Annotated in this window: 24 protein-coding genes; 16 read left to right on the top strand and 8 right to left on the bottom strand. The window is 72.5% G+C overall.

Features of this window, described 5'->3' with window-relative positions:
* The first annotated feature begins 44 nt into the window (after positions 1-44).
* Positions 45-641: a hypothetical protein gene (locus ACWCPW_RS15885; RefSeq protein ID WP_449762124.1), complete on the top strand. Its 597-nt coding sequence runs from the start codon at positions 45-47 to the stop codon at positions 639-641.
* Between the two features lie 274 nt (positions 642-915).
* Positions 916-2,085 (top strand): histidinol-phosphate transaminase, encoded by a 1,170-nt coding sequence (hisC, locus tag ACWCPW_RS15880; protein ID WP_449762123.1) that lies wholly within the window; start codon positions 916-918, stop codon positions 2,083-2,085.
* A 173-nt stretch (positions 2,086-2,258) separates the two neighbouring features.
* Here the strand turns inward: hisC and ACWCPW_RS15875 are convergent, their stop codons facing one another.
* Positions 2,259-3,419 carry a pyridoxal phosphate-dependent aminotransferase gene (locus ACWCPW_RS15875; protein WP_449762122.1) on the bottom strand — a complete coding sequence of 387 codons (1,161 nt, stop codon included), beginning with the start codon at positions 3,417-3,419 and terminating at the stop codon, positions 2,259-2,261.
* 120 nt (positions 3,420-3,539) lie between these two features.
* Here ACWCPW_RS15875 and ACWCPW_RS15870 point away from each other — a divergent pair, with 120 nt between their 5' ends.
* Positions 3,540-4,076: a helix-turn-helix domain-containing protein gene (locus tag ACWCPW_RS15870; protein ID WP_449762121.1), complete on the top strand. Its 537-nt coding sequence runs from the start codon at positions 3,540-3,542 to the stop codon at positions 4,074-4,076.
* A 148-nt stretch (positions 4,077-4,224) separates the two neighbouring features.
* Positions 4,225-5,346 (top strand): poly(ethylene terephthalate) hydrolase family protein, encoded by a 1,122-nt coding sequence (locus ACWCPW_RS15865; RefSeq protein ID WP_449762120.1) that lies wholly within the window; start codon positions 4,225-4,227, stop codon positions 5,344-5,346.
* 18 nt (positions 5,347-5,364) lie between these two features.
* Here the strand turns inward: ACWCPW_RS15865 and ACWCPW_RS15860 are convergent, their stop codons facing one another.
* Positions 5,365-5,817: a heme-binding protein gene (locus ACWCPW_RS15860; protein WP_449762119.1), complete on the bottom strand. Its 453-nt coding sequence runs from the start codon at positions 5,815-5,817 to the stop codon at positions 5,365-5,367.
* A 201-nt stretch (positions 5,818-6,018) separates the two neighbouring features.
* On the opposite strand from ACWCPW_RS15860, the gene ACWCPW_RS15855 reads away from it, so the two are divergent.
* The 5 genes from ACWCPW_RS15855 (at position 6,019) to ACWCPW_RS15835 (ending at position 8,913) form a co-directional block, all read left to right on the top strand.
* Positions 6,019-6,408 (top strand): cupin domain-containing protein, encoded by a 390-nt coding sequence (locus ACWCPW_RS15855; protein WP_449762118.1) that lies wholly within the window; start codon positions 6,019-6,021, stop codon positions 6,406-6,408.
* Between the two features lie 277 nt (positions 6,409-6,685).
* The gene (locus ACWCPW_RS15850) at positions 6,686-7,516 is read left to right on the top strand and encodes an oxidoreductase (protein ID WP_449762117.1); all 831 of its coding nucleotides are present in this window, start codon (positions 6,686-6,688) and stop codon (positions 7,514-7,516) included.
* Positions 7,517-7,722: 206 nt separating this feature from the next.
* Complete coding sequence (locus ACWCPW_RS15845; protein WP_449762116.1) at positions 7,723-8,037, top strand: GNAT family N-acetyltransferase; 315 nt, start codon at positions 7,723-7,725, stop codon at positions 8,035-8,037.
* 96 nt (positions 8,038-8,133) lie between these two features.
* A complete protein-coding gene (locus ACWCPW_RS15840; protein ID WP_449762115.1) occupies positions 8,134-8,382 on the top strand; it encodes a hypothetical protein in 249 nt (82 codons plus the stop codon).
* 180 nt (positions 8,383-8,562) lie between these two features.
* Entirely contained in the window at positions 8,563-8,913 is a 351-nt protein-coding gene (locus ACWCPW_RS15835) for a GNAT family N-acetyltransferase (RefSeq protein WP_449762114.1), read from the top strand.
* A gap of 16 nt (positions 8,914-8,929) precedes the next feature.
* On the opposite strand, the gene ACWCPW_RS15830 is transcribed toward ACWCPW_RS15835, so the two are convergent.
* The 3 genes from ACWCPW_RS15830 to ACWCPW_RS15820 all read right to left on the bottom strand — a co-directional run bounded on the left by ACWCPW_RS15830 (position 8,930) and on the right by ACWCPW_RS15820 (position 11,591).
* On the bottom strand, positions 8,930-9,595 hold the full coding sequence (locus ACWCPW_RS15830; RefSeq protein ID WP_449762113.1) for a LysE family translocator: 666 nt from the start codon (positions 9,593-9,595) through the stop codon (positions 8,930-8,932).
* Between the two features lie 102 nt (positions 9,596-9,697).
* Complete coding sequence (gene hisS / locus ACWCPW_RS15825) at positions 9,698-11,083, bottom strand: histidine--tRNA ligase (RefSeq protein WP_449762112.1); 1,386 nt, start codon at positions 11,081-11,083, stop codon at positions 9,698-9,700.
* Positions 11,084-11,210: 127 nt separating this feature from the next.
* The gene (locus ACWCPW_RS15820; RefSeq protein WP_449762111.1) at positions 11,211-11,591 is read right to left on the bottom strand and encodes a MerR family transcriptional regulator; all 381 of its coding nucleotides are present in this window, start codon (positions 11,589-11,591) and stop codon (positions 11,211-11,213) included.
* A 64-nt stretch (positions 11,592-11,655) separates the two neighbouring features.
* On the opposite strand from ACWCPW_RS15820, the gene ACWCPW_RS15815 reads away from it, so the two are divergent.
* The 3 genes from ACWCPW_RS15815 (at position 11,656) to ACWCPW_RS15805 (ending at position 14,624) form a co-directional block, all read left to right on the top strand.
* Positions 11,656-12,873: an MFS transporter gene (locus ACWCPW_RS15815; RefSeq protein ID WP_449762110.1), complete on the top strand. Its 1,218-nt coding sequence runs from the start codon at positions 11,656-11,658 to the stop codon at positions 12,871-12,873.
* Between the two features lie 162 nt (positions 12,874-13,035).
* Positions 13,036-13,815 carry an SDR family NAD(P)-dependent oxidoreductase gene (locus ACWCPW_RS15810; protein ID WP_449762109.1) on the top strand — a complete coding sequence of 260 codons (780 nt, stop codon included), beginning with the start codon at positions 13,036-13,038 and terminating at the stop codon, positions 13,813-13,815.
* A gap of 233 nt (positions 13,816-14,048) precedes the next feature.
* Positions 14,049-14,624 (top strand): GNAT family N-acetyltransferase, encoded by a 576-nt coding sequence (locus ACWCPW_RS15805; RefSeq protein WP_449762108.1) that lies wholly within the window; start codon positions 14,049-14,051, stop codon positions 14,622-14,624.
* Between the two features lie 145 nt (positions 14,625-14,769).
* On the opposite strand, the gene ACWCPW_RS15800 is transcribed toward ACWCPW_RS15805, so the two are convergent.
* On the bottom strand, positions 14,770-16,161 hold the full coding sequence (locus tag ACWCPW_RS15800; protein ID WP_449762107.1) for an MFS transporter: 1,392 nt from the start codon (positions 16,159-16,161) through the stop codon (positions 14,770-14,772).
* A gap of 286 nt (positions 16,162-16,447) precedes the next feature.
* On the opposite strand from ACWCPW_RS15800, the gene ACWCPW_RS15795 reads away from it, so the two are divergent.
* Together ACWCPW_RS15795 and ACWCPW_RS15790 are read left to right on the top strand one after the other, a co-directional pair.
* The gene (locus ACWCPW_RS15795) at positions 16,448-16,834 is read left to right on the top strand and encodes a VOC family protein (protein ID WP_449762106.1); all 387 of its coding nucleotides are present in this window, start codon (positions 16,448-16,450) and stop codon (positions 16,832-16,834) included.
* A 459-nt stretch (positions 16,835-17,293) separates the two neighbouring features.
* Positions 17,294-17,731, top strand: a complete 438-nt coding sequence (locus ACWCPW_RS15790) for a hypothetical protein (RefSeq protein ID WP_449762105.1) — start codon at positions 17,294-17,296, stop codon at positions 17,729-17,731.
* 341 nt (positions 17,732-18,072) lie between these two features.
* Here ACWCPW_RS15790 and ACWCPW_RS15785 read toward each other — a convergent pair whose 3' ends face one another.
* Both ACWCPW_RS15785 and ACWCPW_RS15780 read right to left on the bottom strand, forming a co-directional pair.
* Positions 18,073-18,450, bottom strand: a complete 378-nt coding sequence (locus tag ACWCPW_RS15785; protein ID WP_449762104.1) for a MerR family transcriptional regulator — start codon at positions 18,448-18,450, stop codon at positions 18,073-18,075.
* 179 nt (positions 18,451-18,629) lie between these two features.
* On the bottom strand, positions 18,630-19,394 hold the full coding sequence (locus ACWCPW_RS15780; protein WP_449762103.1) for an SDR family NAD(P)-dependent oxidoreductase: 765 nt from the start codon (positions 19,392-19,394) through the stop codon (positions 18,630-18,632).
* A 201-nt stretch (positions 19,395-19,595) separates the two neighbouring features.
* Here ACWCPW_RS15780 and ACWCPW_RS15775 point away from each other — a divergent pair, with 201 nt between their 5' ends.
* Positions 19,596-20,015 carry a TOBE domain-containing protein gene (locus ACWCPW_RS15775; RefSeq protein ID WP_449762102.1) on the top strand — a complete coding sequence of 140 codons (420 nt, stop codon included), beginning with the start codon at positions 19,596-19,598 and terminating at the stop codon, positions 20,013-20,015.
* A gap of 297 nt (positions 20,016-20,312) precedes the next feature.
* Complete coding sequence (locus ACWCPW_RS15770; protein ID WP_449762101.1) at positions 20,313-21,365, top strand: 2-dehydropantoate 2-reductase; 1,053 nt, start codon at positions 20,313-20,315, stop codon at positions 21,363-21,365.
* Positions 21,366-21,375: the final 10 nt, after the last annotated feature.

Genomic DNA, 21,375 nt, shown 5'->3' with positions numbered 1-21,375 from the left:
GAGCAGTGGCTGAACGGGTGATCACGCGATCGGAAGGGGAACCGGTGAGCGATCGCGGGATCCGGGAGTTCGGGCTGGATCGGGAGTTGACCCGGGCGGCGGGCGTCGAGGTCCGCATCGTCGTCGACGGCATCGCGGCCTGGGGCATCGAGTGGGTCGACGGCCCGACGGTGGACCGGATGCGCGGTCAGGTCGCCGCCGTGCGCCGCGAACGACGCCACGTCGCGCCCCCCGACCACCGGCTCGACTACCGTCGCCGGCAGAGCCCGCGCGCGTGGGCGGCGCGGGCGATATCGGCGATGCGCGACGCGAGTTCGGCCCGCGCGGTGGCGGCGGGCGCGGCGATGCGCCGAAACCATCCGGCCGCCCAGGGCCGCCGGGCCGGCGATCTGACGCCCGAGGACCACGCGCTGCTGGATCTGGTGCGTCGGTTGTCCGAGGGCATAGCCAATCCCGAGCGTGCGGACCGGCCGGAGGACGAACCGCTGATCCGTCGCCTGCTCGACGAGGGCAACCACTCCACGGAAGCGATGTGCCGCCTCCTCAACGGGGCACCCGACGGCCTGGGCTTCGGTTTCGGCTTCGGGATCGCCGACGAGGATGAGCGGGCGCGGCGGCGGTCGCGTCTGCGGCTGGTCTAGGGCGCGTCTTCAATCCCCCGTAGGGCTCCACGACGCCCGGCACCGCATCCGCCCTGCGGGCTCCTCGCCGCGCTCACGCCGCGGAGCCCGATGGGGGCGAACCCCCCGGCAGCTCCACCGCCGTCCTGTCCAGGACGCGCGGCCGCGCGGTCGTGAGGCCCTCGCTCATCGGATAGCTGCGCCCCGACACGCCGGTTAGCCTCGGTCACGACCGGAATGTGATCTTCCGATTTCGCGCCCGCGCGGGCGACGACCCCATTCCGAAGGGGCAGCGATGAACGAGGTCCTGCGGCTGGCCCGCCCCGACATCCTGGCGCTCAAGACGTACGTCACCGGCCGCGACGACGCGGACGTGGCAGGGGTGTCGGTGTATCTCGACGCGAACGAGAGTCCCTATGCTCCGTTCGCGCACGGCGGCGAGTCCGGGGACGGCGGCCCATGGCCTTCGAACCGTTACCCGGAACCCCAACCGGCCTGGCTCCTGGAACGGTTCGCGTCCCACTACGAAACGTCCCCGGCCCGGCTGCTGGTCAGTCGCGGCGCGGAGGAGGCCATCTCCCTGCTGGTCCGGGCGTTCTGCGAGGCACGGGTCGACCATGTGGTGGTCAATCCGCCGACGTTCGGGATGTACGAGGTTGCCGCACGCATCCACGGAGCCGGCGTCCGTGCCGTGCCGCTGCTCACCGGCGACGGGTTCCGGCTCGATGTGGACGGCATCCTGGATGCCGCGTCCTCGGGGGTCAAGCTGGTATTCGTATGCACCCCCAACAACCCCACAGGCACCCCCGTGCCGGGCGAGGACGTCATGCGCCTGGCCGAAGCCCTGCGCGGCAAAGCGCTGGTGGTCGCCGACGAGACCTACCTGGAGTTCCACGGCGCCGCCTCGCTCGGCGGACTCGTCGGCCGCCGGCCCAACCTGGTCGTCCTGCGCACGCTGTCGAAGGCGTACGGGCTGGCGGGCGAACGCTGCGGCGTCACCATCGCCCACCCCCAGGTGATCGCGGTCCTGCGCAAAGTCCTCGCGCCCTACCCGCTCACGCAGTCGTCCCTGCGGGTCCTCTCCCGCGCCCTGTCACCGGAGGGCATCACCCACGCCCACGAGAACATCCTCCGCGTCCGCGCCGAACGCACGCGCATGGAAGCCGCGTTGGCGGAGGCGCCGGCGGTGCTGCGAGTCCACCCGAGCGTGACGAACTTCGTGCTGTTCGAGACCCGGGACCCCACCCTCCTGGTCAAACACCTGCACGCCGCAGGCGTGAAGGTCCGCGACCGCAGCGACCAACCCGGCCTCGGCCGATGCGTACGCGTCACCATCGGAACGCCCGCCGAGAACAACGCCATGCTGGCCGCCGTGCACCGGTTCAGCCCCACCGGCGAGCACACCTCTTCTGCCGCACATCCCGAACCAGCGGCGGGGGCCGTCAGCGTCCGCGACGCGCCCTAGTGGCAACGCCGTTCAAAAATACCGGCCTTGACAAACCCGCGCCCGCCCCTGACTGAACGGCGTTGCTTCCAGGACTCCGGCCGCCGAGTACGCCGGGCGGTATGCCGCCGGCTCGACGCGAAGGCGGCCGATCGGGTCGCGGCCCGTGATCCGCCGGACTGGCGCCCGGCGGATCAGCCGAACGCCGCGGCGAACCGGTCGCGCAGGTCGCCCAGACGCTCGACCGTTTCATTGGCGAAGACCAGCCGCAGATACGAACTTCCTTGCGGACCCCAGCCGTTCATTGGCGTCGCGGCGACCCGCCCGAGCCGGAAAAGTCGTTCGGCGGCCGTCTCGGGGGTCAGGCCCAGCGCGGTGGTGTCGATCAGCAGCGACCAGCCGCCGTGTGGACGTACGCACGGGTAGTCGGCGAGCCGATCCAGGATCGTCACGCAGCGGTCGCGCCAGATCGTGGTCGCCGCGGCGACGTCGGCGTCCGCGTCGGGTGCGGACAGCGCGGCGGCGACGGCCGCCTGACCGATGCCCACCGGGCAGACGACGTTGCTCAGGCCCACGAGTTTGACATCGGCCATGATCTCGGCGGGACCGACCACCCAGCCCACCCGCCAGCCGATCATGCGCAGTTCCTTGGACGCCGCGCCGCACGTGATGGTGCGGTGGGCCAGCCCGGGATGCGCGGCCGGATGGTCGGGAGCCTTGCCGTCGAACCGGATCCGCTCCATCGCCGCGTCGTAGACGACCCAGCAGTCGTGCTCCGCTACCGCGCGGGCCAGCGCGTCCCAATGGCCGGCGTCGAGCAGCGCGCCGGTGGGCATCGCCGGGGCCATCACCAGCACGGCGGCGGTGTTCGGGCCGACGGCGGCGGCGAGTTCGTCCGGATCGGTGCTCCAGCCGACGGGGCCCGGGGTGGCCCGGACGTGGCGCGGGACGCCGCCGGCGAGGCGGACGCGATTGATCAGGCCGGCGTAGATCGGGTCGGCGATCACCACCTCGCGGCCCGGTTCGACGGTGGCGAGCAGGACGTTCAGGACGCCGTTGAGGCCGCCGGCCGCGTTGACCACCTCGTCACCGGGGTCGTAGCCGCGCCCGGCGAGTCGGCCCACGTGTGCGGCGGCGGCCTCACGCAGGGCGAGGGAACCGTGGAAGGGCAGGTAGCTGTTCGCGGCGTCGTCGTCGATCGCGGCCCGGGTCGCGGCGAGCGCGACGGCCGGCGGCCGAAGGTCGGTATCGAGGTTCTCCAGGCGCAGCAGGTCCGGATCGTGCGCGGCGTCGGCGGCGTCGCCGACCTTGTCCACGCCGATGCCCGGGATGTGCCGTAGGCGGGAGACGCGCATCGTGATGACCTCCATCCCTGGGGTGCGGTGCCGAGCGGTGCCGCGCGGCGCCGGGGAACAGTGCGTCGCATGCGGTGCCGTACCGGTAAAGTGATACGTTGATCCAGCATAATGAACGCCATGACCATCGCAAGGGATATCGGACACAACATCCGGACGCTCCGCGAGGCGGCGGGCCGCTCCCTGGCCGATCTCGCCGCGAGCGCGGGGCTGAGCAAGACCACGCTGCACGGCATCGAACAGGGCGAGGCCAATCCGACGCTGAGCACGCTGTGGGCACTCGCGGGCGCGCTCGACGTCCCGCTGGGCGGCCTGCTCGACGCGGGCGCGCCGGCGGTCACCGTGGTGCGGGCCGATCAGGGCCCGCGGGTGAGCGGCGAGGCGGTGCGGGCCCGGCTGCTGCACCGGGTGCACGTACGCGGCTGGGTGGAACTGTACGAACTCGACGTGACCGGGGACGAGCAGGTGTCCGAGCCGCATCGCCCCGGCGTCGAGGAGTGCCTGCTGGTCACCGACGGCCGGATTCGCACGGGCCCGGTCGCCGACCCGCGCGACCTGTCGAGCGGCGACTCGATCCGTTTCGACGCGACCCGACCGCATGTCTACCGGGGACTGGACGAGAACAACCGGGCCGTGTTGCTGATGGTCCATCAATGACCGGACGGGAACCGGGCTGCGGCGCACCGCTCGTCGCCGGTCGGATCCCCGTGGGGGTTGCCGGAATCCCACCACTGTGACCGGAGTCTCCATTCTTTGGCCAAGTATCGCCCTGCCAAAGCGAGTTGGACAACGGTTGACTCCACTCATGGCAACCACACTCGTACCCGAGAGTCCGGTGCGACCGGACCAGCCGGGGCACTTCAACATCGGCACCATCGAGTTCCCGTTCTGGACCGGCGGCCCCGGGTTCACGCTCGCCAAGATCAGCTACCCGGCGGAGTACGACGGCTGGCTGGCCCCGGCCGACAAGTCCGAGGGCTCGTATCCGTCGATCGTCCTGGCGCCCGCGACCTGGACCGGCTCGAACATGTACGACTGGTTCACCGACTACGTGGTGCGGCACGGATACATCGTCTTTCGCTACTTCCCGGAGAACATCCTCGCGCTCGACCCGCACGTGCACGCCGACACCGTCAGCGACGCCATCGACAAGCTGATCGACATCGACGACGACCGGTTCAACCCGCTGCGCGGCCTGATCAAGCAGGACGCGTTCGCCGCGGTCGGAGTGTCCCTGGGCGGGGCCGGCGCGCTGCTGGCGGCGGCCCGCGACAAGCGCATCCGCGCGGTCCTGGGCTTCGCGCCCGGCCGCAACGTCAAGGAACCCGACCTGTACGCGCGGATCGACGCCGAAGTGTGCAAGGTGGCCACGCCGACGCTGATCGTGTCCGGGCAGAACGACAGGATCTCGCCCGGATCCGGTGTGCACTACCTGGACCTGGTCCCGGGGGGCTACAAGGCGTACGTGGAGATCACCGGCGGCAATCACGTGCAGTTCCTGGACCCCAGCGACGTGGACATCCACCTGCCCGGCCTGCCCCGGGACGGCAAGCCCGGCATCACCTTCGCGGAGCAGCACGCGATCACCAACGTGTACGCGACCGCGTTCCTGCACGCGGCGCTGAAGGGGCACGGACACTGCGAGGGGTTGGTGTCCGGCGAGGACGCGTTGATGGCGCTGAAGAACGGCCAACTCTCCGACCTGCGTTCGGAGGCCGGCCCGCTGCCCCTGCCGTTCCCGGCGGCGACGACCGGCGTACGCGGCGCGGCGGCCGCCGCGATGCCGGCGGCGGCGTCCGGCAACCTGATCGAGGCCGCGACCACGGTCGCCTCGGCGGTGCTGCTGCGGGTCAACGGCCTGGTGCGGGACGTCGCCCGGGGCGTGGAGCGGGCGACGGTGGAGGTGGAGAAGCGCATCGTGCGGTAGGGGCGTCGCCCCGGCGGGTCAGTCGTCCGCGTCGTGGCCGAAGGATTCGGCGGCGGCGCGGGCGAGTTCGTCCTCGAACTCCGCCGCGTCCCCGCTGACCCCGACCCCGCCCACCGGGCGGCCGTCGATCAGGAGCGGATGGCCGCCGCGCCCGAGATACCAACCGCCCTGTGCGACAAAGCTCTGCGCGAACACGGGCCGGTCGCCCAGCAGTTCCTCCATCGCCGCGGTGGCCCGCCCGAACGCCGCCGCCGTGCGGGCCTTGGCCGCGGCGAGATCCGCGCTGAACCGCAGCGCGCCGTCCATGCGCTCGAACGCGACCGGTACGCCCGCGCCGTCCACCACCGCGACGCTCACCGCACGCCCGGCCGCCGAGGCCGCGGCCACCACGTCGCGCACGATCGCCCGCGCGGCGGACGCGGCCACGTCGTGACGGGCGACGACCCGGTCGACCCGGTCCCCGTTCACCATCGCTGCTCCCGCGTCGAAGAAGTCGAGCCGCGCGTCCCGGCCCGGCCGCGCGAGGCCGCCCCAAGAGTGCCGGCGCCGCGCCGATCGTGGAAGGGCCGACGCCGGGCGGACGCGATCGTGTCCCGACCGGAGACTCGCCCATTCGGTGTGGTTCGGCGCGGTGCGCGTTTCCGGGTCTCGGCCCGCGTCGACCCTGAACCCATGGCCGACCGTGAACTCGTGAACCAAGCCGTGCTCGTGCCCCCCGGCGCCGACGTCGTCGGTGCGCAGGGCATCCGGATCAGCGAACGTGTGTCCGCCGCGACCGTGGGCGCCGGACGCCTGTGCGGCTTCTTCGCCACCCTGGGACCGGGTGAGCGGACGGCGGTGCATCACCACGAGGACGAGGAGACGATCGTGCTGCTCACTGCGGGCAGTTGCGATGTGTTCTCCGGCGAGGGGCTGACCGGCGGGGTGCGCATGCGGGTGGGCGACGTGGTGTTCATCCCGGCCGGCTGTGTCCACCAGGTGCTGGCCGGGCCGCACGGCTTCACCGTCTTCGAGGTCCGCTCCGGCGCCACGGACCGCACGGTGGTGGTCGGCCCGCCGTGATCGGGGCGGACCCGGGTACCGGGTGGTGCCGAGGGTGACCGGGTACCGGGTGGTGCCGGGATGATCCGGACCCCGGCGGCGCCGGGATGATCCGGACCCTGGGCGGTGCCGAGCACGCTCCGGACCCCGGGCGGTGCCGAGCACGCTCCCGTCATCGATAACCATCGGCTATCACCGTCGGTCTTGGACGGTGGGCCGGCCCGCGCGGGAAGGTGATCGCACGGGAGGCGCCGCCGACTCGCCGAGTGGGCGGCGCGATGACGAGGGGAATCACACGATGAGCAGGATCTGGTTGGTCACCGGCGCGAACAGTGGCTTCGGACGGGCGGTCACCGAGGCGGCGGCGGCCGCCGGCGACACCGTGGTGGCCACCGCGCGGCGGCCCGAGTCGCTCGCGGATCTGGTGGCCGCGCACCCGGATCTGGTCGAGGCGGTCCGGCTCGACGTGACCGACGCGGCCGGCATCGAGAGCGTCGTGCGCGGTGTGGTCGCCCGGCACGGCCGGGTCGACGTACTCGTCAACAACGCCGGTCGCACCCACGTGGGTGCCATGGAGGAGACCACCGACGAGGAACTGCGCGCACTGTTCGAGGTGCACGTCTTCGGCCCGGCCGCGCTGGTTCGCGCGGTACTGCCGCACATGCGCGCCCGGCGCTCCGGGGCGATCGTGCAACTCAGCAGCATGGGCGGGCAGATGTCGTTCGCGGGCTTCTCCGCCTACAGCGGCACCAAGTTCGCGCTCGAGGGCATGTCCGAGGCGTTGGCCGACGAGGTGCGCGAGTTCGGCATCAAGGTCCTGGTGGTCGAGCCGGGCGCGTTCCGCACCGGCCTGATGGGCGCCGCCGGGGTCAGCGCCGAGATCGCCGCGTACAGCGACACCGCCGTCGGGGTCACCCGGCGCATGGTCGGGACGGCCGACGGGCAGCAGCCGGGCGATCCGGCCAAGGCCGCCGCCGCGATCCTGGCCGCGCTCGGCGCCGAGGCCACGCCGCTGCGGTTGCCGCTGGGCGCGGACGCGGTGGACGCGGTCGTCGGGCACCTCGACAGTGTGCGGTCCGAGATCGACACGTGGGAGAAGGTCGCCCGCGCGACCACGTTCGACTCCTGAGCCGCGGTCCCGAGGTGGGACCGCCGAGCCGGCCGATCCGGGCTGCCGACCCGGGCCGATCCGGGCTGCCGACCCGGGCCGACCCGGGCCGACCCGACCGACCCGGGCCGGGCCGGTCGGAGGCCCGTGGGCCGCGGGGCGCGCTCCGGGTGGTCGATACGGTGAGGGTCCGGGTCGTACGTCCCGGTCCCGGACCAGGAGGCAGCATGGAAACGCGCGTGGTCGACAACCCGGCGCAGTCCCGCTTCGAGATCCACGCGGGCGGCGAACCCGCCGAGCTCGCCGGGTTCGCCGAGTACTTCCTCGGCGACGACCTGATCGCGTTCATCCACACCGAGGTCGATCCGCGCTTCGCGGAGCGCGGTTTGGGCGACGTGCTGGTCCGGTCCGCGCTGGACGCCGCCCGCGAGCGCAAGGTCGGCGTGGTGCCCAACTGCGCCTATCTGCGGGCCTGGATGATCGAGCACCCGGAGTACCTCGACCTGGTCCCCGAGCGGCATCGGCCCGCGCTGGGCCTGTGACCCGGCCCGGGGGTGTCGGTGTCGGGGCCGTCCTGGCAGTCTTGGGTGCGACCGCCGCGGTGCGATCCGGGCGGTCGCCCGACGTCGGGAGGATCGATGACGAAATCCTTGCGGGACGAGATCGGACCGGAGCGGTTCGACGAGTTGATGGCCCAGGGGGTCCGGAAGGCGGTCGCGGAGCTGCACGCGGCGGGCCTGCCCGCGGTCGGCGGCGAGAACGGGCGGGTGTACAAGGTGTACGCGGACGGCACCAAGGTGTACGTCGACGAGGAGGAAGAGGGCGCGCGCGAGTACCGGATCTTCGCCGACGGAACCAAGGTGTACGTCGAGGAAACCCCGGCGTGATCCCCGGCCCGCGTGGCGGGCGGCAGGCGGGTCGGGTGGGCGTGACCGGGGCGATCCGGGCGATGGGTCGGCCGGATACGGTGGGGTGCGCGGGCACGGTCATCGGTGGGGTCGAAGTGCGTGCGCGTGGACAGGAATGCCCGGGCCGCAAGTCCCGATCGTGACCCAGGAGGCAGCAGCATGGAAACGCGTGTGACGGACAACCCGGCGCAGTCCCGCTACGAGATATTCACCGGCGTCGAGGCCGCCCCCGGCGCGTCCGTGGCCCCACCGCTACGGGCCACCGAACTCGCGGGCTTCGCCGACTACTTCGTCAGCGGCGACGAGGTCGCGTTCACGCACACCGAGATCGACCCGCGGTTCGGGGGCCGGGGTCTGGGCGGTCGGCTCGCCCGCGCGGCGCTGGACGCGGTCCGGGAGCGGGGTCTCGCGGTGTTGCCCTACTGCTCGTTCATCCGGGACTGGATCGCCAAGCACCCGGAATACGTCGACCTGGTGCCGGAGGACCGCCGCGACGCGTTCGGCCTGTGATCCCGTCGGCGCAGGCTCACGACTCGACCGCCATCCGGATGCCCAGCGCGACCATGACCCCGCCGGACGTCTGCTCCAACCGGCGCCGGACCTTGGCGCGGCTCAGCACGGTGCGCATGCGGCCGACGAACCAGACGTACAGGCTGTAGTAGCCGATCTCATATGCCGCCCAGATCGCGGCGAGCGCGACCATCGTGGGCAACTGCGGCGCGCCGTGCGGGACGAATTGGGGGAGGAAGGACATCGCGAAGACGGCGGCCTTGGGGTTGGCCAGGTTCAGGGTCAGCGCGGCACGGTAGGCGCGTCGGCCGCTGCCCGCCTCGCGCTCGGCGCCGGCGTCGGCCCCCGCCCGGGCCCCGGCTTCGGTCGAGCCGGCGGCGGTGAATCCGGTCAGGCCGTCCCGGCGGGCCGCGCGGATGGCCTGGACGCCGAAGCCGACCAGGACGACGGCGCCGACGATGCGCATGATGTCGTAGGCGAGTTGGGACGCGGCCAGCAGACCGGTCAACCCGAAGGCCGCGGCGAGTCCCCAGACGAAGACCCCGGTCTCGTTGCCGAGCACCGCCAGGAAACCGGACCGACGGCTCTGCAACGAGTGTCGGATGATCAGCACCGAACTCGGCCCGGGACTTGCCGCGATGAGGGTGCAGGCGCCGAGAAACGCCAGAAGTGTGTGCGTCATGCCCGCATCCTGACCCCCCACCCGTCCACGACGCCATCGAATTGCCGCACGAACGGCCCGGCACCCGCCGCCGCCCGCTCGCAGCCCGCCGCCGAACCGGCGCTACCGTGCGGCGACCGGCTCGACCGGCTCGACCGGCTCGACCGGCTCCCAACCGTGCGGGTCGGCCACGACCTGCCTGCCGGACGCGAGTTCCTTCACCTGATGCGTCTCGCCGCCGTCCGCGCCCACGCCCGCGCCGGCGTTCCCCCCGGTCCCGGGGAACCACACGTACGCGATGCCCTTGCGCAGCGCGTACCGCAGTTGTTTCTGCAGCTTGTCCGGCTGGTGGTAGACCTCGATGCGGATTCCTCGAGCACGCAGCGTCGCGGCGGTCCGCACTGCCGTCGCGAACGACTCGGCGTCGGGCACCGCGACCAACACCTGAGTGGGGCACTTCGGCCCGATCGGCAGCCGGCCCTCGGCGACCAGCTTGGCGAAGATCCGGGTCAGACCGATGGAGATGCCCACGCCGGGCAGGTCGCGCCGGATGAACGACCCGGCGAGGTTCTCGTAGCGGCCCCCCGAGCAGATGCTGCCGTAGTCCGGGAATTCGACGAACTTGGCCTCGTACACGGTGCCCGTGTAGTAGTCGAGTCCCCGTGCGATGGACAGGTCCGCGACGATCGAGCCGGAGGGCAGGTCGGCCAACGCATCGAGCACGAAGGCCAGTTCCGTGAGCCCCTCGTCGAGCATCGGGTGTTCGACGCCCAGCGCCCGAACGTCGGCCACCACCGACGCGTCGATGCCGCGAACCCCGGCCAACTTCAGGCAGTTCGCCACCTGGTCCGCATCGAGCCCGAGTTTGCCCGCGAGCAGCTCCCCGACCCGCTCCGAGCCGACCTTGTCCAGCCGGTCGGCGATCCGGATCGCGGCCACCGGGTCCGCGATGCCGAGCCCGGCGTAGAAGCCCTCCAGGACCTTGCGGTTGTTGAGGTGGATCGTGAAAGGACCGATGCGCAACGCGGTAAGGATTTCGTGCGCGATACGCGGCATTTCCGCGTCGAAGTACAACGGAACCCGGTCGACGTTGATCACGTCGATGTCGCATTGCACGAATTCTCGGTACCGGCCGGCCTGCGGGCGCTCGCCGCGCCAGACGCGCTGGATCTGATAGCGCTTGAACGGGAAGACCAGGTCGTTGAAATTCTGCGCGGTATAACGCGCGAACGGCACGGTGAGGTCGAAGTGCAGACCGAGACGGGCATCGCTCTCGTCGTCCGGGTCCGCCTGGAGCCGGTGCAGCGTGTACACCTCCTGCGACGTCTCACCCTTCTTGAGCAGGACGTCGAGCGCCTCCACGGCGGGCGTCTCGACGGAGGTGAAACCGTACGACTCGAACGTGCGCCGAATGTGGTCGAGCCACCGCATCTCGACCAGACGGACTTCCGGAAGCCATTCCGGAAAGCCGCTCAGCGGCGTCGGACGCAGTGGCGAGTCGGCGCGCACGATGGACACCATTTTCGGTCGGGGCCATGAATCGGTTCCGGGATCCCGGATCCGGGTTCGGCAACCCTCACAGGATCGACCGGGTCGGGCAAGGCAATTCATGGGATGCGACCGACGGTGGATGGGGTCAGGACGTGGCTGGTTGGGGGAGGCCTTCGCGTACTACGTCGAGGTATTCGGCGATGGCGTCGCGGTTGCGGATGAGGCAGTTGACGCGTTCGGTCATGCGGTCGCGTTCGTGCTCCAGGGTGGCGATCATCTCCGGTGTCGCGTCCGGGAAATGGATGATGCGAGGCTTGTCGAGACAGGGCAGGATCTGTTTGATGATCCGGGTCGGCAGGCCGGCGTCGAGCAGGCCCCTGATCTGCAACACCCGGTCGACGAAGAACTCGTCGTAGTCCCGATAGCCGTTGGGCGAGCGGTTCGCGACGATCAGGCCCTGCTCCTCGTAGTAGCGAAGCAGCCGGCGGGGGGTGCCGGTGCGCTCGGACAACTCTCCGATGCGCATGTGACTCACCTCATGTCTCGTCGCTTGACCATCACATCAATGTGAGGGTTCGAGCATACGCGGCATGACAAGTCACAGCACGGCACCAGCCCCGTCCCACCAGGAGACCGACGACCGCAAGCTGCCGATGGCGGCGCTGTTGGCGCTGGCCACGGCGGTCTTCGTGACCAGCCTGACCGAGACCCTGCCGGCGGGCGTGCTGCCCGCGATGAGTTCCGACCTGGGGGTCGGCGAGTCCGCGATGGGACAGTCGGTCACGATCTACGCGATCGGCACCGCGCTCACCGCGATCCCGCTCTCCAGGGCGACCGCCGGGTGGCGCCGCAAGCGGTTGCTGCTCACCGCGATGGCCGGCTTCGCGGCGGCCAACACGGTCACCGCCGTCTCCGGCAACTACCCGCTGACCATGGCGGCCCGCTTCGTCGCGGGCGTGGCGGCGGGCCTGGCCTGGGCGCTGCTGGCCGGGTACGCCCGCCGGATGGCACCCGCGCACCTTCAGGGCAAGGCGATCGCGATCGTGATGGCGGGCATTCCGATCGCACTGTCGCTGGGGGTGCCGGCGGGGACGTTCCTCGGCGACGAGTTCGGCTGGCGGCTCACCTTCTCGTTGATGACCGTGCTCGCCCTGATCCTGATCGGCTGGATCGTCGCGACCGTCCCCGACCACCCCGGGCAACGACCGGACGAACGAACGCCCCTGCTGCGCACACTGGCCGTCCCCGGCGTGGCCCCGGTCCTGTTCGTCACCCTGGTCTTCGTGCTGGCGCACACGATCCTCTACACCTACATCGCCTCCTACCTGGACCGGCTCGACATGGGCGGCTCCACCGACGTGGTCCTGCTCGCCTTCGGCGGCGCGTCGCTGGTGAGCATCTGGCTGGTCGGCGTGTTGATCCACCACCGACTGCGGACGCTCACCATCGCGGCCACGCTGTCGTTCGGCGCGGCGGCGGCCGTGCTGGCGGTGTTCTCGGACAGCCACGTCCTGGTCTATGGCGCGGTCGTGCTGTGGGGGCTGGGCTGGGGCGGCGTGCCCACCCTCCTGCAGACCGCCGTCGGCGACGCGGGCGGCGCCGACGCGGACGCCGCGCAGGCGATGCTGGTCACGCTGTGGAACGCGGCGATGGCCGGTGGCGGCGTGGCCGGAGCGATCCTGCTGGACCTGGTCGGCGCCGGGTCCTTCCCGTGGAGCGTGCTGGTCCTGCTGGTACCCGTACTCGTGGTGGTCCTCGCCGCCCGCGCGCACGGATTCCCGGCCCGGCGCCCGAACGCGCCTTCCTGACCACCCGAGGCGACGCGGGGCGATGCGGGGTGACCCGAGGCGACGCGGGGCGACGCGGGGCGACCCGGGCGAGACACGGCGAGGCGGCGGGCGAGGTGGATCGGTGACGCGGCGAGATCGCCCGGCGGGTGTGGCCGGGCGCGGTCCGTCTAGGGTTCCGTCATGAGCACGCAGGCATACCTTTCCGAACTGTTCTCGCTGGAGGGTCGGGTCGCCGTGGTGACCGGCGGGAGTTCCGGCATCGGTCGAGCGATCACCCGGGCGCTGGCGCGGGCCGGGGCAAGCGTGGTGGTCATCGCCCGGCGCGAGGCGGAACTGGCCACCGCCGTAGACGAGTTGACCGCACTGGGTGGCAAGGCGGCTTGGGTGAGCGCCGATCTGGGCAGCAGGAACGCCGTACGCACGGCTGCCGACGCGGCGGCCGAGGTGTACGGCGAGCCCGACATCCTGGTCAACTCCGCCGGGATCAACCTGCGTCCGCCGATGAACGAACTCGACGACGACGTATGGGACGCGACGATGGCGGTGAACCTGGAGGCGCCCTACCTGCTGGGGCAGCGGTTCGGGCCCGGCATGGCCGAGCGGGGCTACGGGCGCATCATTCACGTCTCCTCGCAGCAGGCGCATCGCGCGTTCGTCCAGAGCGGCGCCTACGGCGTGTCCAAGGGCGGCCTGGAGTCGCTGGCCCGATCCCAGGCGGAGGCCTGGTCGCGGTACGGGGTCACCAGCAACACGCTCGTGCCCGGGTTCGTGATGACCCCGCTCAACGCCCGGCTGGCCTCCGACCCGGAGAAGTCGGCCGCGCTGGCCGCGCGCACGATGGTCGGACGCAATGGCCTGGCCGAGGACTTCGAGGCTGCGGCGCTGTTCCTGGCGAGCCCGGGATCGGGCTACGTGACCGGCCAGTCGATCTTCGTGGACGGCGGGCTCTCGGTCCACTGAGTACGCCGAGCGGCCGGCCCGGCCCGGTGCACGTCGCCCGGCCGGCCCGCGACGACGATCGCCGGCCTCCTCGCGACCCCGCACCCCGCACCCCGCACCCCGCCCCGGCTTTTCGGCTCCCCGGCTCCCCGGCTCCCCGAACTTCTCGAACTTCTCGACACTCCGACACCTCGACACCCCGACATCCCGGAAATGGTGTGGACGACCGGTCGGTTGTCGCCGATGATCCCCGGGTGACAGATCCTCTCGATACCTCCGCCGCGCGCCCGTCGTCCGCCCGCTCGGAGCGGCAGGTCCGCTGGGTCTACCTGGTCGGTCGACCCCTCGGCGCGCTGCTGGCCGGCGACCTGGCCGAGGCCCGCCGGCAAACCGGCCTGGACCTCCCCGAGTTCTTCGTGTCCGACCGAGCGCGCGGCCTCTGGCGCCGCCGCTTCGACCAGGTGACCGCCGAACCCGAGAGTGCTCCGTGGCTCGCCCGGGCGGCGGTGTCCGAGCCGGACGGGGCGGTGGTCGGCTACGCCGGGTTCCACGGGCCGCCGGACGAGGCGGGCATGGTGGAGATCGGCTACACCGTGGTGCCCGAGGCGCGCCGCCGAGGATACGCCCGCGCGATGCTCGCGTCGCTGCTGGAGCGCGCGGCGCACGAACCCGACGTGTCCACCGTCCGGGTCACCATCTCACCGGACAACGCCGCGTCGCTCGCGACCATCCAGGGGTTCGGATTCGTCGAGAAGGGCGAACAGATGGACGAGGAGGACGGCCTGGAAATCATCTTCGAGGTACCGGCCGACCGCATCCTGGCATCATGACCGCCGTGGGGCCGCGACCTTCGTAAGGCGAGTCGGCGAGCCCGCGCGGGAAGCCGTCACCCGATCCCGGGCCGGGCACGCTCGGCCCTCGGCACCTCGTCCGGGCCGCCGGCGTCCACCGCGCTCCCGCCCACCCGCCGGAAGTTCAGCGCGACGAGCACCGCGAGCACCGCGCCCGCCGCCGCGCCGAACACGGCGGTCCGCAGTCCGTCGGCGGTGGCCGTCCGCAGCGCCTCGCCGGTGCGCCCGTCCGTGCCGGAGTCGGCGACGGCGACCAGTACCGCCAGGCCCATCGCGCCGCCGACCTGCCGGCCGGTGGACGCCATCCCGGACGCGACGCCCTGCTCATGTGGCCGCACCCCGGTCGCGGCGGCGGCGAACATCGTGGTGTAGACGACGCCTTGGCCGATCCCGTAGACCAGCAGGCCGGGCACCAGGTCGAGGTAGGAGCCGTTCGCCGAGATGCCCAGGCCGACCGCGACAGGCCGACCGCGCTCACCGCGAGGCTCGCCGGCAGCGTGGACCGTACCCCCAACCGGGTCGCCGACCGGCCGCCGAGCAGCGAGCCGATCAGGCCGCCGCCCATCGGGACCAGGTAGGCGAAGCCGGTCCGCAGCGCGCTGTACCCGTGTACACCCTGGAAGTAGACGGTGAGGAAGTACGGCAGCGTGCCGAGCGTGGCCATGAACAGGAACGCCACCGCCATACCGGTGCACAGGGAGCGGTCGCGCAGCAGGCGCGGCGGCATCAGCGCATCCGGATCGCGCCCCTCGGCCACCACGAACACCACCAGCAGACCGACGCCCAGCGCGCCGCCGGCCGCCACGAGCGGGCTGGTCCACCCCGACTCCGGGCCCTGGACGAGGGTGAACACGACCAGGGTCGAGCCGAGGGTCGCGGTCAGCGCGCCGAAGACGTCGAACCGCCGACCGGAGACGCGCGCGGGGTCGGCGGGCAGTACGACGAAAGCCGCCAGTGCTGCGCCGCCGGCGAGCGGGACGTTGACGAAGAACACCGCCTCCCACCCGAGCGCCTGGGTCAGGACACCGCCCAGCAGCGACCCGAGGATCAGCCCGCCGGAACCGGTCGCGGCCCGGACCGACAGCGCGTGGTTGCGTTCGCGGCCCTCGGCGAACGTGGTGTTGACCAGGGACAGCGTCGCGGGGAAGAGGAGGGCGCCGCCCAGGCCCTGGACCGCGCGGGCGGCGATCAGCACCCCGGGCTCACGGGCGAGGCCGCCGGCCGACGAGGCCACCGCGAACAGCGCGAGTCCCAGCACGAACATCCGCCGGCGGCCGAGCAGGTCGGACATCCGGCCGCCGAGGAGCAGGAACGCGCCGAAGGCCACCGCGTACGCGCTGACCACCCACTGGAGGGTCTGCGCGGAGAAGCCGACTCCGGCGCCGATGTCGGGCAGCGCGACGTAGACGATGTTGTAGTCGAGCGAGGTGATCAGGCTCGCGAAGGCGAGCAGCGCGAGGGCTCCGCCGGGGCGGCGCGGGCCGGACGTGTCGACGTCGTGACGGGGAGCGGGCATGGCGAAGCCTCCCGAGGCGGGCGGAGGGGGGTTCGCGCGGTCGGCTCCGGTGGGATCGGGGCCGATTCCGGCGACGGCTCGAAGGCTGCCACGCTCGTGCGCCGCCGAGGAGCGGAGCGTTCACCCTGGGATCGCCGATCCCTGGATACCCGGGTCTCTGCCGGCCGCCCACCGGCCGATCCAGGATCGAGTCGACCGGGTTACGGCGGACACCGCCGAGCCCCCGCCCCCCGGCACGGCCACACCCCCCCGACACCCGCGATACCCCCGACACCAAGGAGCCGACATGCCCGTCCAGTTGAACCACACCATCGTCACGGCCGTCGACTCGCGCACGTCGGCGCACTTCCTCGCCGACATCCTGGGCCTGGCCGTCGGCGAACCGTACGGCCCGTTCCTGCCGGTCGAAACCGCGAACGGGGTGACCCTCGACTACCTGGAGGAGCCCGGCGGGCGGGTGAGCCCGCACCACTACGCGTTCCTGGTCGAGGAGAACGAGTTCGACGCGATTCTCGCCCGGCTGCGCGCGGCCGAGGTGACGATCTACGCCGACCCGTGGCGCCGGGTCGCCGACCGGATCAACACCTGGCACGGCGGCCGGGGCGCGTTCTTCGCCGACCCGAGCGGGCACAACATGGAGATCATCACCAGGCCCTACGACAGCGGCTCATGACGGCCCGTCAGCCTGGCCCGCCTCGGATCGCCCGGTCGCGGTGAACGCCCGACGCAGGCGCTCGACTCCCTCGACCGGTGGCCGGGGTCTCGAAGGCCGGGCCGTTGCGCGCCGCGTGCGGCCACCGTTGACGCCCGCGATACCGGTGACCGCGCTCGGCCGGCTCGCGCGCATCGTGCCGACCCGGCGGGCCGGGACCGCTCCCGCGCGACCTCGACCCGTCGCGGCCGAACGCGGGCCGGTTTCGGGCGGGTTCGGCGGAACCGGTCGGGTCGACGGTGCGTCACATCCGCGTCGCGCCGTTCGGCGCGCGGTGCGGGCGGACGACGTGAGGTGGGTCGCGTGTTCGGAGCGGGAGTACGGCGGGCCGGCCGGCGGCCGGCGTCGGTGGCCTCGGCCCTTGCGGGGGTGTTGCTGCTGGCCGGGTGCGGCGGTGGCGGGGGCGGCGACGCACCGCGCGTGGTGAGTGACCCCGCCTCCCTGCTGTACGCGCCCGCCGAACCGGGTGCCCGGGAGGCGGGCGCCCGGGCCCGGACGGCCCAGGCGGCGAATCGATGGATCCGGGAGCGGCGCACGGACGCGCCGCGCCGGACCGGGGTCTCGGGTCCGGTACCCGAGACGGTCACCGTCTCGGCCGACGGGCGCGAACTGACCCTGCGGTTCGCGGGCACGCCCGACGTGCCGGGCCCGTGCGGCGCGGACTACTCGGTGGAGAGCACCCAACGTCCCGACGTGGTGGCGGTGGAGATCGTCGCCCGGGCGCGAGTGGCCACGCCCGGCGCGAAGGACGCGGCCTGCTCCCTGATCGAGGCTGCCCGCACGGTGACGACGACCCTGGCCGCGCCGCTCGGCGACCGCCCGGTGATCGACACCACGGCGACGGCGATCCCACGCTGAACGGCTCGCCTCCGACCACGCGCGAGCCGGCCCGGACCTCGGCGGACCGGAAGGCTCCGGGACACGGCTTCCTCGGGCGGCAGTCCCCGCGCCGAGGCCTCGTCCGGCGCCGGCCACCGGCGCCATGATCTCCCCGCACGAGGGCTTCCGTGCCCGGAGCCCTCGTGCGGGGGCTTGCACCAACGCATCGCCGGCGGCTCGCGGGGCAGCTCGGCGGCCCCGATCGCTCGGCCCGTTCGGCCCAGGTCGGTTCGTACCGGCTTCCCGATCCGCCCGGCATTCCGGCCCCGGGGTGCCGGTGGTACCGGTCGCGGGGGTGTCGCACGGCCCTCCCGGCAGGGTCAGGCCACCGGGCGGACGCGATCGACGCCGGCTCGGCGCAGCGCGGTCGCCAGGTTGTTCCGGGCCTCGGTCTGGGCCGCGATGCGGGCGTCCAGTACGGCCAGCCGGTCCAGCGCGATCCGCACGGCGGCGGCGGACGGCGGGCTCGCGACGACGTCCACGCCGGCGTCCAGGCACGGCAGGAAGGCGCGTACGTCGTCCAGGGTGAGACCGACACCGAGCAGGTCGCGGATCGAGCGGACCCGGGCCACGTCGCGCTCGTCGTAGACTCGATAGCCGTTCGCCGACCGGGCCGACTCGATCAGCCCCGCCTGCTCGTAGTGGCGCAACGCGCGCGGCGTCGCGCCGGTCGCCTTCGCCAGTTCACCGATCCGCATCCGGACACCTCCGCTGCGACCACACCTATCACGAGCGCGCGCCACACATCCCACCCGGCGCGGTACGGCTGGTGGGACCGCGCGACTCGGCCGCGCGACGTGGTGTCCGGGTCGGTTGACGACCGGCGAGCCGTGCACATCCCGGCTTGTCCGTACCGGCCCTCCAGGGACACGCCCTACTAGGAGAGCACCGCGCCCCCGTCGACGGGCAGGATCACGCCCGTGACGAAGGAGGCGCCCGGTGCGGTCAGGGCGGTGACGGCCCAGGCGACCTCCTCGGGGTCGCCGATCCGGCCCAGCGGGGTGTGGGCGAGTTGCCAGGCGCGGATCGCGGCGCGCTGTTCGGGGCTCCAGCCCTGGTGTTCGGCGATCGGCGTGGTGATCGCGCCGGGGGCGACCGCGACGACCCGCACGCCGCGCGGAGCCAGCTCGACCGCCCAACTGCGGGTGAGCAGTTCGAGCGCGGACTTGCTCGCCGCGTACAGCGAATTCCCCGGCCACGCGCGCTGCCCGACCGAGGTGGTGATGTTGACGATCACCCCGCCGGAGCGCTCCAGCACCGGCAGCGCGGCCTGGGTCAGCAGCACCGGCGCGACCAGATTGGTGGCGAGCAGCGGGTCGATCATCTCGTGCGTGTACGTGCCCAGATTGCCGGTGCCCACGATGCCCGCGTTGTTGACGAGCACGTCGAGCCGCCCGTGGGCCTCGGTGACGGTACGCGCGATCCGCTCCGGCTCGCCCTCGGCGGTGATGTCGGCGGCCAGCGGCGTGATGCGCTCGTACCCCTCGGCGGTCTCGCCGAGCGGCTCGGCCCGGCGCCCCACCGCGATCACCCACGCGCCCTCGGCGGCGAAGGCGCGTGCGGTGGCTCGTCCGATCCCGGTGCCGGCACCGGTGACCAGGACGACGCGGGCGGGACGGGAGTGGTTGTCGTTCGGGTTCATGCCGCGATGCTCCGACCCTGCCGCCAACGACAAGGTCAAACCCCGCGTGCGGAAGCCGCATCCACCGTCGGGTCCGCCCCTCGGATCGCAGCCGCGGGATGCTGCGCGTGTCCGTTCCGCCCCTGGGGATTCGTCCCGAATAGCGTGGTGATCACGTACCGGGGGACGCGCCCGCGGACGATCGAGGATTCAGGTGTCGCCATGTCGCTCAGCATCCGTAACCGGTTCCCCGGCACCGTGGCCTCCGTGGCGACCGGCGAAGTGATGGCGATCGTCAAGGTCCGCCTCGCTTCGGGGCTGGAGCTCACCGCGGCAATCACCGTCGACGCGGTCGAGGACCTTGGCCTGGCCGAGGGCGGCGAGGTGCTGGTGCTGGTGAAGGCCACCGAGGTGTCGCTGGCCATCGGACCGGTCGCCGGACTGAGCATCCGCAACAAGATCCCCGGCACGGTGACCCACGTCGCCGCCGGCGGCGCCATGGCCGGCGTCAAGGTCGGCATCGAGGACGGCGAACTCACCGCCGCGATCACCGCGGACGCCGCGACCGAACTCGACCTCGAGGTCGGCACCTCGGTGACGGCACTGCTCAAGTCGACCGAGGTCTCGCTCGCCACCGTCTGACCCGCTCCCAGCCGACTCCCGGTGCACCCCGGTGCACCCGGTGCGCGGCACGTTCGCGAAGCCGCGAAGCCGGGCAGCCGGGCAGCCGGGCAGCCGGGAAGACGGGCAGTCGGCAGCGGCGGAACGCGGCTCCGGTCGCCGTCGCGACCCGCGCGCGGCGCTGCCTTTCCGCGCCGGCGTCGGGTGCGGCCCGTGTGGGTGGTTCGGGACGATGGAGGCATCGAACGTGGGTGCGGGCGGGGACGTAGGCTTGCGGATCGGTTCGATGGCTGATTCATCCGTAGGCGGAGGCTGTACATGTCCCAACCCGCTCCACGTTCGCGGACCCGGCCCCGGGTCGCGGTCTTCGGTGCCGGCAGCGTCGGCTGCCAGCTCGGTGGCCGGCTCGCCGCGTTCGCCGATGTCACGCTGATCGGCCGGCCGTCCGTGCTGGACGCGCTGGCGGACGGGTTGACCGTGACCGGCGCGGGCCGCCCGCCGACCGTGGTCGCGCCGGAGCTGTTGACCCTGGCCGAGTCGGCGGACGCGGTGGCCGGCGTCGACTTCGTACTGGTCACGGTCAAGTCGGGGGCGACCGAAGAGGCCGGGCGTGCCCTGGCCGGGTGGCTCGATCCGGCCGCGATCGTGGTCAGCCTGCAAAACGGCGTCCGCAATCCGGCCGTACTGCGGGCCGCGTTGCCCGGGCACACGGTGCTGGCCGGCATGGTCCCGTACAACGTGCTGCGCACCGAGCCCGCCGTCTTCCATCAGGGCACGTCCGGCGCGTTGATGATCGACGCGAACCCCCGGGTGATCCCGCTCGTGGACGTGCTGGTCGAGGCCGGCATCCCGGTGCAGGTGCGCGAGGACATGCCCGAGGTGCAACACGCGAAGTTGCTGATGAACCTGAACAACGCGGTCAACGCGCTGTCCGGACTGCCACTGCGCGATCAACTCGGTCAACGCGACTACCGCGCCTGCCTGGCGCTGTGCCAGGGCGAGGCGCTGGCCGCGTTCCGGGCCGAGGGCATCCGGCCGGCCAAGCTCGGGCCCGCGTCCGCCGCGCGCAGTCGGCAACTGCTCGCGCTGCCCGATCCGCTGTTCCGCCGGCTGGCCGGTTCGACGCTGCGGATCGACGCGAAGGCCCGGTCGTCGATGTGGGAGGACCTGCAGCGGGGCCGGCGGACCGAGGTCGACAGTGTGCAGGGCGAGATATTGGCGATCGCCGAACGCAACGGGCTGACCGCGCCCGCCAACGCGCGCATGATCGAACTGATCCGCGAGGCGGAGGCCGCGCCGGCGGGGCAGTCCCGACAGTGGAGCGGCCCGGACCTGCTGGCCGAACTCACCACCGCGGTCGCCGCCGGCTGACCCGGGCGTC

Source organism: Embleya sp. NPDC001921 (genome assembly GCF_053594475.1).
This window is presented reverse-complemented; position numbering and strand designations above follow the sequence as displayed.

Bases quoted from the DNA above. Each gene is read 5' to 3' on its own strand.
- ACWCPW_RS15845 (WP_449762116.1), top strand. From the start codon at position 7,723: ATGGAAACGCGCGTGGTCGACAACCCGGCGCAGTCCCGCTTCGAGATC.
- ACWCPW_RS15770 (WP_449762101.1), top strand. From the start codon at position 20,313: ATGTCCCAACCCGCTCCACGTTCGCGGACCCGGCCCCGGGTCGCGGTC.
- ACWCPW_RS15810 (WP_449762109.1), top strand. From the start codon at position 13,036: ATGAGCACGCAGGCATACCTTTCCGAACTGTTCTCGCTGGAGGGTCGG.
- ACWCPW_RS15870 (WP_449762121.1), top strand. From the start codon at position 3,540: ATGACCATCGCAAGGGATATCGGACACAACATCCGGACGCTCCGCGAG.
- ACWCPW_RS15860 (WP_449762119.1), bottom strand. From the start codon at position 5,817: ATGGTGAACGGGGACCGGGTCGACCGGGTCGTCGCCCGTCACGACGTG.
- ACWCPW_RS15780 (WP_449762103.1), bottom strand. From the start codon at position 19,394: ATGAACCCGAACGACAACCACTCCCGTCCCGCCCGCGTCGTCCTGGTC.
- ACWCPW_RS15785 (WP_449762104.1), bottom strand. From the start codon at position 18,450: ATGCGGATCGGTGAACTGGCGAAGGCGACCGGCGCGACGCCGCGCGCG.
- ACWCPW_RS15840 (WP_449762115.1), top strand. From the start codon at position 8,134: ATGACGAAATCCTTGCGGGACGAGATCGGACCGGAGCGGTTCGACGAG.
- ACWCPW_RS15850 (WP_449762117.1), top strand. From the start codon at position 6,686: ATGAGCAGGATCTGGTTGGTCACCGGCGCGAACAGTGGCTTCGGACGG.
- ACWCPW_RS15855 (WP_449762118.1), top strand. From the start codon at position 6,019: ATGGCCGACCGTGAACTCGTGAACCAAGCCGTGCTCGTGCCCCCCGGC.
- ACWCPW_RS15795 (WP_449762106.1), top strand. From the start codon at position 16,448: ATGCCCGTCCAGTTGAACCACACCATCGTCACGGCCGTCGACTCGCGC.
- ACWCPW_RS15830 (WP_449762113.1), bottom strand. From the start codon at position 9,595: ATGACGCACACACTTCTGGCGTTTCTCGGCGCCTGCACCCTCATCGCG.
- ACWCPW_RS15820 (WP_449762111.1), bottom strand. From the start codon at position 11,591: ATGCGCATCGGAGAGTTGTCCGAGCGCACCGGCACCCCCCGCCGGCTG.
- ACWCPW_RS15800 (WP_449762107.1), bottom strand. From the start codon at position 16,161: ATGCCCGCTCCCCGTCACGACGTCGACACGTCCGGCCCGCGCCGCCCC.
- ACWCPW_RS15775 (WP_449762102.1), top strand. From the start codon at position 19,596: ATGTCGCTCAGCATCCGTAACCGGTTCCCCGGCACCGTGGCCTCCGTG.
- hisC (WP_449762123.1), top strand. From the start codon at position 916: ATGAACGAGGTCCTGCGGCTGGCCCGCCCCGACATCCTGGCGCTCAAG.
- ACWCPW_RS15875 (WP_449762122.1), bottom strand. From the start codon at position 3,419: ATGCGCGTCTCCCGCCTACGGCACATCCCGGGCATCGGCGTGGACAAG.
- ACWCPW_RS15815 (WP_449762110.1), top strand. From the start codon at position 11,656: ATGACAAGTCACAGCACGGCACCAGCCCCGTCCCACCAGGAGACCGAC.
- ACWCPW_RS15835 (WP_449762114.1), top strand. From the start codon at position 8,563: ATGGAAACGCGTGTGACGGACAACCCGGCGCAGTCCCGCTACGAGATA.
- ACWCPW_RS15865 (WP_449762120.1), top strand. From the start codon at position 4,225: ATGGCAACCACACTCGTACCCGAGAGTCCGGTGCGACCGGACCAGCCG.